Source organism: Paenibacillus zanthoxyli JH29 (assembly GCF_000520715.1).
Taxonomy (GTDB): Bacteria; Bacillota; Bacilli; order Paenibacillales; family Paenibacillaceae; genus Paenibacillus_AQ; species Paenibacillus_AQ zanthoxyli.
The window spans coordinates 1-13,274 of the sequence record NZ_ASSD01000377.1; the positions used below are offsets into that span (position 1 = coordinate 1).

Below are 13,274 nucleotides of genomic sequence, written 5' to 3' on the forward strand. Positions count from 1 at the left end.
TGGCGGGATGGGGCGCCAGCAGATCCAGGCGGCAGTCGCCGCCCTCGCGCTGACGCTCCGCCAGCGCCAGCGCGTTAAAAAGCGCTTCCAATAATATGTCCTGAAGCGCGGCGAGCCGGTCAGGGCGGGAGTCAAGCTCCGGAACGGCCGGCAGGCTCACCGCAGCCCACTCTCCGCCCTCCGATCCCAGCAGCGCGGCCGCTTCGTCGCGCAGCCGGTAATAAATCCGGCGCAGCGCCAGATCCGCCTCCGGTCCATCCCCGGTTGCAAGCCAGGCGGTAAATAGCGGGTCCGCCTGCCTCAGCCAGTCTTCACTTCTAACCAGAGAGGGTCCTGCCGCAGTGGTGCCCGGTTCGCGGAAAGACGGACGGTTCTCGCGGCCTTCCGGCAGCACTAGAAAAACCGGACGCAACGTACGGGAAGAATCATGCAGATACGGGCTCTCCGTGTCTGCCGGTTTTTCCGCCGCCGTTCCGGATGAAAACGGATATTCTCTGCCAGTTCTTACGTTATCCTGCCCAAGTTTATCCCTCATCTTCGCACCCACCTTTTTCGGTTATGAGTTGCCGCCGGACGCTTTCTGCCTATGCTTCCCGCCGGCTGTTATTTTACGGCCTCTCTAATGCATACGGAGCCGGATCATGAAATATGCGGGTACGGGCTTCCCTTTGTCAAAGTGAATGCTTCCCTCTCCCGCAGCCTTCTCCCGCGCCCTAAGCCTGGAAGAACCCAGGAAGCGGCGCGGACACGCTACTCCGGGCAGTAACGTCCGCGCCATACGAGCTTAACGATTGCCGGTTGCTTAATGAATATAGCCCGGCTACATGACAGCCGGGCGGTTAAGAGACGGGGCTATTTATCGGGCGGTTACTCCCTGACTGGCCGCAATGGCCTGCCGTAAATCGTCCAATATATCTACGATCGCCTCCGTACCGATCGACAGGCGGATCAGCTCGGGCGTTACACCCGCAGACCGCTGTTCATCTTCCGACAGCTGCTGATGGGTTGTGCTGGCCGGATGAATAATCAGCGACTTGGAATCGCCGACATTCGCCAGATGCGAGAACAGCTTCACGTTCTCGATGACCTTGCGGCCCGCCTCGCTTCCTCCCTTGATGCCAAAGGTCAGGATCGCTCCCTGCCCTTTCGGCAAATACTTCTGCGCGAGCTGGTAGGATGGATGGCTCGGCAGCCCCGGATAGCTTACCCATTCCACGTCTTCATGGGCTTCCAGGAATTCCGCCACCTTCTGCGCATTCTGGCTGTGGCGCTCCACCCGCAGATGCAGCGTCTCAAGCCCCTGCAGCAGCAGCCAGGAGTTAAACGGCGAGATCGACGCGCCAATATCGCGGAGCAGTTGAACGCGGGCCTTGATAATGTAGGCGATCGGTCCTAGGGCTTCGGTATAGACCAGGCCGTGGTAGCTGGGATCGGGCTCCGTCAGGCCCGGAAACTTGCCGCTGGCCTTCCAGTCAAATTTGCCCCCGTCCACAATCACTCCGCCGATAGAGGTGCCGTGGCCCCCGATGAATTTGGTCGCCGAATGGACGACAATGTCGGCTCCGTGCTCAATCGGACGGAGCAGATATGGGCTCGGAAACGTATTGTCAACAATAAGCGGGATACCATGCTCATGGGCGATGGCGGCCACCGCCTCGATGTCCAGCACATTCCCCTGCGGATTGCCGATCGTTTCCGCAAACAGCGCCTTGGTATTCTCGGTGATGGCGCTACGGAAATTCTCCGGATTATCCGAGTCCACGAAATGGACCTTAATGCCCAGCTTAGGCAGTGTAGTGGAGAACAGATTGTAGGTGCCCCCGTACAGGCTTGCCGAGGATACAATTTCATCTCCGGTTCCGGCAATATTCAGAATAGAGAAGGAAATAGCCGCCGCGCCAGAAGCTGTCGCCAGCGCTGCCGCCCCGCCTTCCAGTGCCGCAATCCGCTGCTCGAACACATCGGTCGTTGGATTCGTTAAACGCGTATAAATGTTCCCAAACTCTTTCAATCCGAACAGATTGGCCGCATGCTCCGCATCCCTGAATCCGTAAGAAGTGGTCTGATAAAGCGGAACGGCGCGGGCGAACGTAGCTGGATCAATTTGCTGTCCGGCATGGACGGCGAGCGTTTCAAACGACAGATTGGCTTGTTCTGACATAGTTATTTCCTCCTAATTTCAATTTGAAAAAAATGGTTAGAAGTAAGAGTTGCACCTATTCTCTCACAAAGAATGTCATTTGAAAAGACTTATTCTTATTATTCCACTAAGAATTATCAGAAAAAATAAAAAATTTTAAAAAACAAGCTGCGGCCGAGGTGGTTTCCCGCTTCAGCCGCAGCTTGTTTTGTCTGAAATATCGTTTAATAACCGGAAATATTCTGCTCCCCTTTGGCAATCGCCACACCGCCGCTGGTACCGATCCGCGTTGCGCCCGCGCCGACCATAACCAGAGCGTCCTCCACGCTGCGCACGCCGCCGGAGGCTTTGACGCCAATATCCGGTCCTACTACACTTCGCATTAACGCAATATCTTCTTTGGTTGCCCCGCCGGAGGAGAACCCTGTCGATGTCTTCACATAATCGGCTCCGGCTTCCACCGCCAGCTTGCAGGCCCGAATCTTCTCTTCTTCCGTAAGCAGGCTAGTCTCAATAATGACCTTAGTCAGCGCTTTCCCGCGCGCCTCTTCCACCACGGTGGCGATATCGCGCTTCACCAGTTCGTCGTTACCGTCCTTTAGAGCGCCGATGTTGATGACCATATCGACTTCTTCCGCGCCGTTTCGGATCGCGTTCACCGTTTCAAAAGCCTTTGTCTCCGGCGTCGTAGCGCCCAGCGGAAAGCCGATTACCGTGCATACCTTTACCTCCGGCGTGTCCTTTAACACCTCACGGGCAACAGTAACCCACCCGGGGTTAACGCATACGGAAGCGAATTTATAGCTTTTGGCTTCCTCCGCCAGTTTTACGATGTCTTCTTTTCGAGCATCCGCTTTCAGCAGCGTATGATCGATCATTCGGATCAGATTGATTTCGCTCATTTGCACGTTCCTCCAGAATAAAAAATATGACTTCTTGCACCTCTATTAATCATACCAATTGGGCACCTTTTTGCAAAGCGGATATCTTTCAAAGGTCCTACAGATAGTCATTTTATCCTAAAACAACCGACCACATTGGAACACTAAAAGAACCTCCGATTCAGCTCTCGCTGCTCAGAGGTTCTCTTGTGGTTCAAGCTTGGCTCAACCCTCGCTGGTGATAAGGATGAACTTATTTGGCGGCCAGAGGATTGATGTCGATAAACGGAGTCGCTCCGCCGGTAACGGTCGGCAGTTTCCCATCCCATTTGTCCAGCGCCTTCTCCTGAACCTCGATCTGCTTCAGCTGTACCAGCTCGGGCGTCACTTCCTGCTTCTTCAGTTTGAGCGACTGGGCTTCCGCCTCCGCCTGTGCAACCTTCTGCTTCGCCTCGATTTCAATCCGCTTCAGATCGTTCTCCGCTTTCAGCGCCTGCTGCTGAGCAACCTGTTTCGCTTCAATCGAATCGTTAAATGCTTCAGAAAATTTGAAATTTACAATATTAATATCATTTACAATCAAATCGTATTTAGCTAGCCGGTTCTTCAAATGATCGCTAATTTCACCGGCAACCACATCGCGGCGGGCAATGAGATCCTCCGCAGGATACCTTGCCGTAACTTCTTTGACGATTTCCTGGATAGCGGGATTAATGATGACCGAATCGAAGCTTCCGCCGATATTATTCATCAGGTTGTACGCCGACTCCTTGTTCACGGAAAAGTTAACCGCCACATGCGTGGATACGGGCTGAAGATCTTTCGACGAAGCCGACGTGTCGGTTTCCGCCTTGGTCACCTGCGTGTTGACCTGGATGATGGACTGAATGAAGGGTATTTTAAAATGGATACCCGGCGACAATACATTGTCATTCAGCTTCCCGAACGTCTTGTACAGCCCCACATGTCCGTATTCCACTGTCGAAAACGCATTTCCCCCGATCAGCAGCACGATGAGTATGGCAGCAACCGTGCTGATTATTCTTCCGGAACGAAACGACCTTTGCTTTGGATTGATCTCCATATTCACAAACATTCCCCCTAAATAATTTGCGGGAAGCCCTTGCCGGGATATTGCGCCCTAATACCCAAAGTCATTATTGTCCCAGCCTCTTCCGGCCTTCCGCTATAACCAAGTATACGGCCGACCCGCGTAAAAGGTAGCACGCCCGCAAGAAAAAAGGCTCGGGCCATTCCTAGACGAAGCGCGCAAGCCGCTTATCAATTACGGTCCGGCTGCCCGGCTAAAGTCCCCACACGACAAAAAAGCGCAAGTTCAAGGGCTGTATAGCCCAGGAGCTTGCGCTTTCCGGTTCACTAAGCACCGCTTTATCGGGAATCCATAATCTCGCACATAAAGTCCAGCGCTTCTTCTTCATCCTTGCCTTTTGTGCGGATGGTGATGACAAAGCCTTTTTTGAGCGGATACAGCATCATTCCCAGCAAGCTTTTCACATCGATGACCGCATCCGGCTTGAGCAGAATAATCTCGGAAAGGTAACTTCCCGCTTTCATGGATATGCACTTGAGGTCATCGGAGGAAAAGTCGCGGGTCAAAGTAATATTGTGAACGCGCATAAAGAGATCCCTCCCAAGGTTGTTACTCCAAATTTTAGCACTGGATGCAGCAGCTTGAAAGGGAATCCGGCCTTTCAATCATGACAAAATCGGGACATTCCACCGTCCGCCGGCTTCGGGTGAAGCTGTAAGACAGCCCCGCTGCTCTTTTACGGACGATTATTGGCGGTACAGGCCCGACGCCTTTACTTCGTCGAAGAACGTGTTGAACTCGTCGATGTTAAGCTGCTGCGCCGCATCGGACAGCGCCGTCGCCGGATCGGGATGAACCTCGACCATAATGCCGTCGGCTCCCGCCGCAAGCGCAGCCTTCGCGCATGGAACGAGAATATCCTTGCGGCCGGTGGAGTGGGTGACATCGACCAGCACCGGCAGATGGCTTTCCTGCTTCAGAATCGGCACGGCGGAAATATCGAGCGTGTTGCGCGTCCATTTCTCGTAGGTGCGGATGCCGCGCTCAATCAGCATGACCTGCGTATTGCCGCGGGACATAATGTACTCCGCCGCATGCAGGAACTCCTCCATCGTCGCTGCAAGTCCGCGTTTCAACAGCACTGGCTTGTTCACTTCTCCGGCAGCCTTCAGCAGCTCGAAGTTCTGCATGTTGCGCGCGCCGATCTGAATGATATCCACATAGTCAAGCGACGGCTCGATGTGGGCCGGGTCGACGATTTCGCTGATGGTCAGAAGGCCGTATTCATCCGCGGCTTCACGCAGAATACGCAGTCCGTCCATGCCGAGCCCTTGGAAATCGTAAGGAGAGGTACGAGGCTTGAACGCGCCGCCGCGCATGACGCGAACGCCCGCCTTTTGCAGCGCTGCGGCTACCGCCCGGGTCTGCTTCTCACTCTCTATTGAGCAGGGACCGGCCACCATCAGCGAAGCTCTGCCGCCCACCACAACATCCTGAGGAAGAAGGATAACAGTGTCTTCCTTGCGGGTCTTGCGGCTTACAAGCAGGCTCTTCTTGTGTTCGGCGCTTTGCAGGTCAAGCGATGCCTTGAAGATCTGCTTGAACAGCGTGCGGATTGTGCTTTCGGTGAAGGGTCCCTTGTTTTCGGCAACGAGCTTCTCAAGCATCTTCTTTTCCCGCTCGGGATCGAATTTCGGCACTCCCTGCTTCTCCTTAACAACTCCGATGTCTCTTACAACCGTCGCCCGTTCGGAAATCAGCGCGAGCAGTTCGCTGTTGATCTCATCCAGCCTGTTTCTTAATTGTTCCAAATCCGCATTACTCATAATGTACCGCACTCCCTCTTCTTTTTTATATCAACGCAAAAAAGCTCTCCGTCAAGGGACGAGGAGCCGTGGTACCACCCTTATTTAGAGCCGTTCTTCAAAGGCGGAAGAATTAGCTCTGTCTTAAACCCGGTAACGCGGGGCGCGGGCTTCCCTACCCATACCCTGCAAAGGGCACTTCAGGAACCGACTACGAAGTGAACTTCGGCGGCAGTCGTCTCAGAGGCAGCTCTCAGTCTTCGGCATGCCTTCCCTGTTCAGATCCGGAATTTGCGCTTACTCTCTTCATCAACGTCTTTACGGTTATTTCTTCTGGTATCTTAATGGATATTATATTTTGTTGCAATAGATTTAATCAACGCGTTAAAGTGCCGAACGATTCATCAGAGCTAAAAATTCTGTTTTCCTAAAAAATGTAGTACCTGTCCATCGCGCTGAATACGATAAAATATACCATCCATTCGGCTGACGAGGAGACGTGACCGTGGAAATCTTTATCGGCTACATTATTCTTGGTCTATCGCTTTCCGCCCCCATAGGACCCATTAACGCCGCACAATTGGACAAAGGCATACGCAGCGGCTTTTGGCATGCCTGGTTTGTCGGGCTTGGCGCCATCTGTGCGGATATTTTATATATGCTGCTTGTCTATTTTGGCGTCATTCATCTGCTGGAGTCCCCTTATATCAAGGCTTTCCTTTGGCTGTTCGGCTTTCTTGTGCTGACCTACACCGGCATTGAAAGTATTAAGGATGCCGGACATATTTCATTATCGGATTCAAGACGGGAGGATAACCGGCTCAGTAAGTCCCTGCTGTCCGGATTTCTAATGTCCCTGTTCAATCCGCTGTCGATCCTGTTCTGGCTGGGCATTTACGGCTCCGTACTGGCCAAGGCGGCTGAAGACTATCCCATGCGGCAGCTGCTTCTTTACAGCAGCGGCATAGGTCTGGGCATTCTTCTATGGGACTTCAGCATGGCCGGCGCCGCCAGCTTTTTCCGTAAGCTCTTGACGAATCGTGTGCTAAAAGGTCTGTCCGTATTATCCGGGCTGTCGCTGGTCGGCTTTGGCCTTTACTTCGGCTTGGAAGCGGCCCGGCTGCTCTTTTCCCGTTAAGCCGCATAGGTCCGAGTGCAGCCCGCATATTTAAGAGCGTGATTTGCGCAGACGGATCGCCTTAATGCGAAGACCGCCGCCCAAGCTTCCGTCCAGGGGTACATTAACCGGCGTCTGCTGTTCATCCGCTTCCTCCCGCTCACCGCTCCGTTTTTTACGCACATGCAGGACAATCGCGTCACAGCCGGCAATCAGCGCCACGAGCAGCAGGCTGATGAACAACCCGGGCCGGCTCTCATGGTAAAATAACGTCCCGGCCGCCGCAGCGAAGATCAGTATCAGCCCGCACCAGCGTTTGACGCCGCCGAGCTTAGCAGGCTTCAGCAGCTTGGCGGAAGACAGCAAAATAAACGTCCAGTTGTAAAGCAGCATCAGACCAGCTGCCGTGGTGATGTATTCATATACTTTTCCCGGCATCAGGAGAGACATAACGATGGTCGCCGAAAGACCAGCCGCGATCAGCCCGAGCGCAGGCAGCGGATATTTGCCTTTCAGCTTCCTTGAGAATCCCCCTGGAGCGTCGCCTTCCTGCGCAAGGGTGATGATCATGGAAGTAACGGCATACAGCGAAGCGGTCATCGTCGAGAAGCCGGCAACGATCAGCACCCCGTTAAAGACATGGGGAACAAAAGCCAGGTTGTCGCTGCTTAAAGCCAGCACAAACGGGCTCTCTTTCGAGTTGAATTTGGAATACGGCACCATCGTGACGGCCAGGGCGATCGAAAGGGCATACACCACCGCCAGGGTCAGCAGCATGATCTTCCCCGCTTTGGGAGCTTCCTCCGGCTTGCGGAGCCGGTAAGACATGATGCCAAGCACCTCAATGCCTCCATAAGCGTAAAAGGCAAAAATAAAGGACGACCACAGCCCCAATCCGCCCCTTGGGAAAATCCCAGCAGCTGTCAGCGGCACATTCGGCTTATACCACCCGCCGTCGATCCAGCCTGCAAGAAGTCCTATCGCAATAATCAGAAACATGAGGATCGCGGCGATTTTGATGACGGCAAGCACATTCTCAACCTTATCAAACCCCTTGTTCCCAAAAAAGACGATAATCAGGCTGAGCGAACCGAAACCGGCGGCGAATATCCACATCGGAACAGACGAAAACCAGAACCGCGAGAAGATGGACAAGGCCGTAAGCTGGCTGCCCATAATAAGCAGTTCGGAGCACAAGTAAACATATCCGCTCCCGAATCCCGCCCATCCCCCGAACGCCTTCTGCGCATAGGAACGGAACGAGCCCTGCTCCGGGTGATCCGCCGTCATCCGCGCCAGTGCGTCAAAGACAACATAGGTTCCGGCCGCAGCCAGAAGGTAAGCGATCAGTACAGACGGTCCTCCGATCATAATCGCCAGACCCGACCCCAAAAAATAGCCGGTTCCAATCGTTCCCGCGACTCCCAGCAAAGACAGCTGCCACCACTTGAGTTTCCCGCTGTCTTGCGATGCTGAGTATTTTCCCATATTTTTCCTCGCTTGAAGTCATTTTATGATTTTTTTATCATGTCATTTTTACGTTTTTTCATGTACAACCTATTAAAATTTTCAAATAATAATTCGATGAACAGTATGATATACTTACTAAAATAGGTCTATAAGCCTACTTGCGAGGTGCTTTATATGAAATATACAGGAAGGATTCTAACCATAAGCATTTATCTCACGGCGCACAGCTTCTACCTCCTTTATTACATTCTTAGCGGCAGAGGCATCACAATGCTGGATTGGCTAGGGTATCCCCTATTTACAGTGATATGCTACCTGGCGGGTCTTCAATTCGACCGGGCCGTTTTTAATTCCGAGAGAGATCCTTTGACCGGGCTATTTAACCGAAGAAATACGGAAGCCCGAATCGCCAAAATGATGGCAGCCGCAGACCGCTACGGGCATAAAGTATTTGTCCTCGCCATCGACTGCGATAATTTCAAGTGGATCAATGATACGCTGAATCATGGGACCGGAGACACCGTACTTATTGAAATCAGCAAGATCCTGCTGCTGGAGAGGAGCAAGCGCACAATCGCCATCCGCTGGGGAGGAGATGAGTTTCTGCTGTGCGGACTATGCTCCAGTCCATCCGAGGTGGAGGAGATCAAGCTCCGGATCAAGAGTGGCATCAGCCGCCTGTCCGGCAAGATGAATCTGCCCGTCACTATCTCCATTGGCTGCGCCCTCTATCCCGACGACGACAAGACCGTATCCACGCTGATTAATCTCGCCGACCTCAATATGTATACCCAGAAAAAATCATGAAAATAGCTGTCTCATCCGTAGAATAGTCTACTTTTGAGACAGCCTGCTTTATATCCGGCTTATACTCGAAACCTTCGCTCAATTTCATTTTCCCTGAAACTGAATCTCTACGCCAACTCCTGAAAAAGCCGGCTTCGGATGGGTTCCCCGCCCATCCCTGTCACTCTCTGCATTGCCTAGAATGGCGTCTCCGACATCCTCAAGCAGCGTGAATGCGCCGTCAAAGCCGGCATAGCCTTTCGTAAGCACGATTCTCTCAGCAAGCGGAAACGACACGGGAACAAACGGAATCCCTTTACGCTCCGCCGCGCGGCGCTCGATCGAGCTTCCAAGCAGCAGCTCAATTTCTTTCGCGATCAGCAGTTCTTCAATGATTTTCGCGTCACTCTCAAATATAATTCCCGCCTCGGAATCCGGCTGCCATTCCTTCCACTGCCGGACAATCGAATCGCGAACCAGCTGCGGGAGATCATCGGTAACGACAATCAGGGAAGGCAGCAGGCCGAGCGGATCGGTCAGAAAGCGGGCCGGTCCGAGAACGGCAGCGCTGTCGCCAACGAGGGCGAACCTTTTCTGGAAGCCATACTTGTAATAAGCATCCAGAAACTGCAGGATGTAGTATCTCTCGCTATTTTCCTTGCGGGCGATCCAAGCCTCGACCTTCCCTTGCTCCAGATCCAGCTGCTTCCCGACGCATCTTAACAGTTCCCCGGTCTGGTGTGCGCCTACCGGATATCCGTCGAAGTGAACATAGGGAATGCCCGCGTTGCTTTCCAGCCATTCGCAGACATCCAGACTGTGCGCGGAGAAAGAGACATTCAGTGCCGCGTTAAAAATGGTTGTCCACTCCTGCGCGTCCGCTTCCGGTCCAAACAGCACATTTGCGTCGGCGCCGATCCCCTTCAGGCTATCCTTGAGTCCCTTCAGATTTCCGCGCCAGAACACATCCTGCTCGGGAATGATGCCAAGCAGATTCACAAGCCGGTCATTTTTCCGGGCTGGCTGCTGCTCTCCGTCCGTGCGGGCGATCTTGTCGAACTGGCGAAGCAGGCCGGTCAACGCAGCCGTATAACCGTTATGGACGCTTCCCTTAAAGCCTGGAGTGCTGATATGAATAGCTTTGTACTGCTGCTCCTGCAGCTCCTTGGTCATCGCCGGCACATCGTCGCCCACAAGCTCGGGCGTACAGCCGGTCAGCACGACGTAGAAGTCGCCGTCCTTGATCTTTACCGTATTTTTGAGCTGCTCTCTGAGGGAAACCGGAACAGCAGTCCGATTTCAGGGGCATGCTGTGTCGAAACAACGATCGTATCTACCCGTACCGCACGGTCTCCATCGTATTCCACGGTCACCTGCGTCTTGCCGTCTGGCCGCAGATAAGGCAGCAGTCCGCTCTTTCTTGCCTCAGCCAGCCTTCTGGCCAGCCGATGGGCCAGCGAAATCGGCAGTGGAAAGTGTCTCATCCGTCGCATAGCCGAACATCAGGCCCTGATCGCCAGCCCCGATTTCTCCGCCGTTCTCTTCCGCGTTCTCAAGCTGTCTGGTTTCCAGCGCATTGTCCACGCCTCTGGCGATATCGGCGGATTGCTCGTCGAGCGAGCTGAGAATAGCGCAGGTATTGCCGTCGAAGCCAAGAGAGGAATGGTCGTACCCGATCCGCACGATTGTCTCCCGGGCAATTGCCGGAATATTCACGGTCGCAGAAGTCGAAATTTCTCCTGCGATCAGCACCAGGCCCGTAGTCACCGCCACCTCGCAAGCTACCCGGCCGTTTGCATCCTGCTCCAGAATCGCATCCAGAATCGCATCCGATATTTGGGGCAAATTTTATCCGGATGTCCTTCCGTAACAGACTCCGATGTGAACAGATACTTTGTCATTGCTTCTACCCCGTTTCATTGTGATTTTATTCACTCCTGAAGACGACAAAGATGTATGCCTCCGGATAATAAACAAGAAAGGCCCTGAAAATTTCAGCAGCTATACGCATAGGTACAGCGCTGTTCTCTCAGAGCCTCCGGTTATCCGGTCAACTTTTATCAAACTAAGTTTATAGGATTAATAAACATATTTTACGATTGCCAGGCAAAGTTTGTCAATAGAATAATTCGTGTTCCCTATTTCATCTTGAGACTATCCGGCTCTTTGAGAGCTTGTACCTTTCCTTTACTCTGCACAATAATCATTCCGTCCACGGAGAGGCTCGGACCGAATACATTGCCTCCCGTTTTCAACTGCACAACCGGCTTGGCCGTACGGAGATGCATCGCGATCAGCCTGCCGTCGGTTTGAATAATATATACGCCGTGTCCGATCAGATCAAAGCGGGCAATGTCGTTTCGGAGTCCTCCGTAATATACCGTCGATTTATCAGTGGTTTTAACGCCGTACAACCCGGAATTATTCGTAAAAAGAATCCGTTCATCATAGGGTCCGGCCGCATACCTCAAGTCCTTGAATCCGACGCCCTCAACGGAATACGTATCTCTGGTCGCCTTGGCGGGATCGACATCCGCCGGATAGCTGTATAGTCTGTTTCCGGCGTTCAGATAAATCCTGTTGCCGCTATACCAGGCGGGGAAATTCCCTGCTCCAGGCCCTCGATCCGTAACGTTCATATTACTGCGGATTATAGATCACCTTCTTAAGTACTTTGCCGGTCTTGCCGTCCAGAATATCGAGCGTGGTCAAGTCCACCGCCTCTAATAAAGTGCCTTCTCATTGGGAAATGACCGTCCCGTCTTTGACCGCAGCGGGAAGATCATGGTTGCCCTGCTCCCACAACTGCTTGCCCGTCGCCGCATCATAGGCATGCAAAATATCATATGTATAAGCTCCGGACACCGAATTTTGCCCCAGTACCAGGCCGCCTTCGGCTACAATCGGCTGGATGAAACCATTTTCTTCATGGGCACGCCACAGCAGCTTTCCGTCCTTCAGTCCATAGGCCTGAATATCTCCGTTGTGCGCCAGCAACCGTTCCCCGTCCGCCACAAGCTGCACGGCTCCCTGGCTGGCCGCTTGGGAACCCCACACCTTTTTGCCGTTCGAGGCATTGACTGCATATACCGCTCCCGTCTTCGATGCTGCATACAGCACGCCGCTCCGGTAGAGCAGCGGAGCCTGAAGTCCTGAGCCGAATTTCCATGCCCGCGCTCCGGTCTGCACATTGAGGGCCACCAGTTGTCCGGTTTGAATAAAAAATACCTTTCCCCCGCCGGCCGCCACAACGCCCTTGCCCATGGCATAATCGTCGGATACCGTATCCATTGCCGCCGTCCACTGCGCCTTGATTTCTTTCGCCGGGATGGATGCCGAGGATATCGGTTAATCCTCTCCGCTACGATCAGTCAGTCAAGCCCGTCATCCCAAAAGCCGTCCAGCCCCCATACACCTGCGTTGGACCTCCGGCCAGGACGCCAGACAGGGACAGCAGATCCCAGTAAGGATGATAGGTGAATGAAGCTCCAGCCCGATCCATGCAGGCCCGTAAGACGCCGAATTTCACGAAATAAAAAAGGAAAACGGCCTTTCAATGCCTTAAAGACCTGAGTTCCAGGACCGACCGCATTCAGACCGCTAAATCTTAATACCGTTAACACTTCACTTCGTTAGTAGCACACAGAAATACCACTACCCGCTGCACATCCGGCGATACGAGGGTGGAGCGCGGATTCCCGCGCCCGGTAAGCGGCATGGACGTCACGAAGAATACGCAATCGTTAGCCGAGCCGATTCTCCAGCGTACCCAGTCCTTCAATCGTAACCGCCAGCTCATCGCCGGCCCGCAGCCATATCCGCTCCTCCTCGGGATATCCAAGAATGACGCCTTCCGGCGTGCCTGTAAAGATCAGGTCTCCCGGTTCAAGTGTTATGTATGCGGAAATATAACTGACCAGCTCCGCGCAGTCAAAGATCATATCCCGCGTATTCGCCGACTGGCGCAGCTCCCCGTTGACCCGGCACTCGATGTTCAGGCTTCCGGGATCGACTTCATCGGCGG

The 13,274-nt window shown here is 53.5% G+C and carries 14 protein-coding genes and 1 pseudogene; 2 read left to right on the forward strand and 13 right to left on the reverse strand.

Annotated features, from left to right (window positions below; all coding sequences use genetic code 11):
* The 6 genes from L691_RS28890 to L691_RS0113910 form a co-directional block, all read right to left on the reverse strand.
* Positions 1–535, reverse strand: a 535-nt coding sequence (locus L691_RS28890; protein WP_036737038.1) for a hypothetical protein, incomplete at its 3' end; no start/stop codon positions are given.
* Positions 536–856: 321 nt separating this feature from the next.
* Complete coding sequence (locus L691_RS0113890; RefSeq protein ID WP_025691104.1) at positions 857–2,161, reverse strand: homocysteine synthase; 1,305 nt, start codon at positions 2,159–2,161, stop codon at positions 857–859.
* 203 nt (positions 2,162–2,364) lie between these two features.
* Positions 2,365–3,042, reverse strand: a complete 678-nt coding sequence (gene deoC / locus L691_RS0113895) for a deoxyribose-phosphate aldolase (RefSeq protein ID WP_025691105.1) — start codon at positions 3,040–3,042, stop codon at positions 2,365–2,367.
* A gap of 232 nt (positions 3,043–3,274) precedes the next feature.
* On the reverse strand, positions 3,275–4,105 hold the full coding sequence (locus L691_RS0113900; protein WP_025691106.1) for a prohibitin family protein: 831 nt from the start codon (positions 4,103–4,105) through the stop codon (positions 3,275–3,277).
* Positions 4,106–4,410: 305 nt separating this feature from the next.
* The gene (locus L691_RS0113905) at positions 4,411–4,659 is read right to left on the reverse strand and encodes an HPr family phosphocarrier protein (RefSeq protein WP_025691107.1); all 249 of its coding nucleotides are present in this window, start codon (positions 4,657–4,659) and stop codon (positions 4,411–4,413) included.
* Between the two features lie 159 nt (positions 4,660–4,818).
* Complete coding sequence (locus L691_RS0113910; RefSeq protein WP_025691108.1) at positions 4,819–5,898, reverse strand: bifunctional 3-deoxy-7-phosphoheptulonate synthase/chorismate mutase; 1,080 nt, start codon at positions 5,896–5,898, stop codon at positions 4,819–4,821.
* A gap of 484 nt (positions 5,899–6,382) precedes the next feature.
* Between L691_RS0113910 and L691_RS0113915 the strand changes: the two genes are divergently transcribed.
* Positions 6,383–7,015 carry a LysE family translocator gene (locus L691_RS0113915; protein ID WP_025691109.1) on the forward strand — a complete coding sequence of 211 codons (633 nt, stop codon included), beginning with the start codon at positions 6,383–6,385 and terminating at the stop codon, positions 7,013–7,015.
* A gap of 30 nt (positions 7,016–7,045) precedes the next feature.
* Here L691_RS0113915 and L691_RS0113920 read toward each other — a convergent pair whose 3' ends face one another.
* Complete coding sequence (locus L691_RS0113920; RefSeq protein WP_025691110.1) at positions 7,046–8,482, reverse strand: amino acid permease; 1,437 nt, start codon at positions 8,480–8,482, stop codon at positions 7,046–7,048.
* Between the two features lie 156 nt (positions 8,483–8,638).
* Here L691_RS0113920 and L691_RS28895 point away from each other — a divergent pair, with 156 nt between their 5' ends.
* Positions 8,639–9,271 carry a GGDEF domain-containing protein gene (locus L691_RS28895; RefSeq protein WP_036737040.1) on the forward strand — a complete coding sequence of 211 codons (633 nt, stop codon included), beginning with the start codon at positions 8,639–8,641 and terminating at the stop codon, positions 9,269–9,271.
* Positions 9,272–9,355: 84 nt separating this feature from the next.
* Here the strand turns inward: L691_RS28895 and L691_RS34285 are convergent, their stop codons facing one another.
* The 6 genes and pseudogenes from L691_RS34285 to L691_RS28905 all read right to left on the reverse strand — a co-directional run.
* Positions 9,356–10,471, reverse strand: coding sequence for a nitrogenase component 1 (locus L691_RS34285; RefSeq protein WP_025691111.1), 1,116 nt, complete (start codon positions 10,469–10,471; stop codon positions 9,356–9,358).
* 74 nt (positions 10,472–10,545) lie between these two features.
* Positions 10,546–11,151, reverse strand: a pseudogene (locus tag L691_RS34290) (S-adenosylmethionine synthetase N-terminal domain-containing protein); the annotation flags it as partial.
* A gap of 237 nt (positions 11,152–11,388) precedes the next feature.
* Positions 11,389–11,889 carry a hypothetical protein gene (locus L691_RS0113940; RefSeq protein WP_025691113.1) on the reverse strand — a complete coding sequence of 167 codons (501 nt, stop codon included), beginning with the start codon at positions 11,887–11,889 and terminating at the stop codon, positions 11,389–11,391.
* Positions 11,890–11,989: 100 nt separating this feature from the next.
* On the reverse strand, positions 11,990–12,595 hold the full coding sequence (locus L691_RS0113945; RefSeq protein WP_332249082.1) for an outer membrane protein assembly factor BamB family protein: 606 nt from the start codon (positions 12,593–12,595) through the stop codon (positions 11,990–11,992).
* Between the two features lie 22 nt (positions 12,596–12,617).
* Positions 12,618–12,752, reverse strand: coding sequence for a hypothetical protein (locus L691_RS33965; protein ID WP_269634849.1), 135 nt, complete (start codon positions 12,750–12,752; stop codon positions 12,618–12,620).
* 241 nt (positions 12,753–12,993) lie between these two features.
* Positions 12,994–13,274 (reverse strand): fumarylacetoacetate hydrolase family protein (locus tag L691_RS28905; protein WP_036737042.1); only part of this gene is annotated, 281 nt, incomplete at its 5' end.

Bases quoted from the DNA above. Each gene is read 5' to 3' on its own strand.
- L691_RS0113890 (WP_025691104.1), bottom strand. From the start codon at position 2,161: ATGTCAGAACAAGCCAATCTGTCGTTTGAAACGCTCGCCGTCCATGCC.
- deoC (WP_025691105.1), bottom strand. From the start codon at position 3,042: ATGAGCGAAATCAATCTGATCCGAATGATCGATCATACGCTGCTGAAA.
- L691_RS0113900 (WP_025691106.1), bottom strand. From the start codon at position 4,105: ATGGAGATCAATCCAAAGCAAAGGTCGTTTCGTTCCGGAAGAATAATC.
- L691_RS0113905 (WP_025691107.1), bottom strand. From the start codon at position 4,659: ATGCGCGTTCACAATATTACTTTGACCCGCGACTTTTCCTCCGATGAC.
- L691_RS0113910 (WP_025691108.1), bottom strand. From the start codon at position 5,898: ATGAGTAATGCGGATTTGGAACAATTAAGAAACAGGCTGGATGAGATC.
- L691_RS0113920 (WP_025691110.1), bottom strand. From the start codon at position 8,482: ATGGGAAAATACTCAGCATCGCAAGACAGCGGGAAACTCAAGTGGTGG.
- L691_RS28895 (WP_036737040.1), top strand. From the start codon at position 8,639: ATGAAATATACAGGAAGGATTCTAACCATAAGCATTTATCTCACGGCG.
- L691_RS0113940 (WP_025691113.1), bottom strand. From the start codon at position 11,889: ATGAACGTTACGGATCGAGGGCCTGGAGCAGGGAATTTCCCCGCCTGG.
- L691_RS33965 (WP_269634849.1), bottom strand. From the start codon at position 12,752: ATGGATCGGGCTGGAGCTTCATTCACCTATCATCCTTACTGGGATCTG.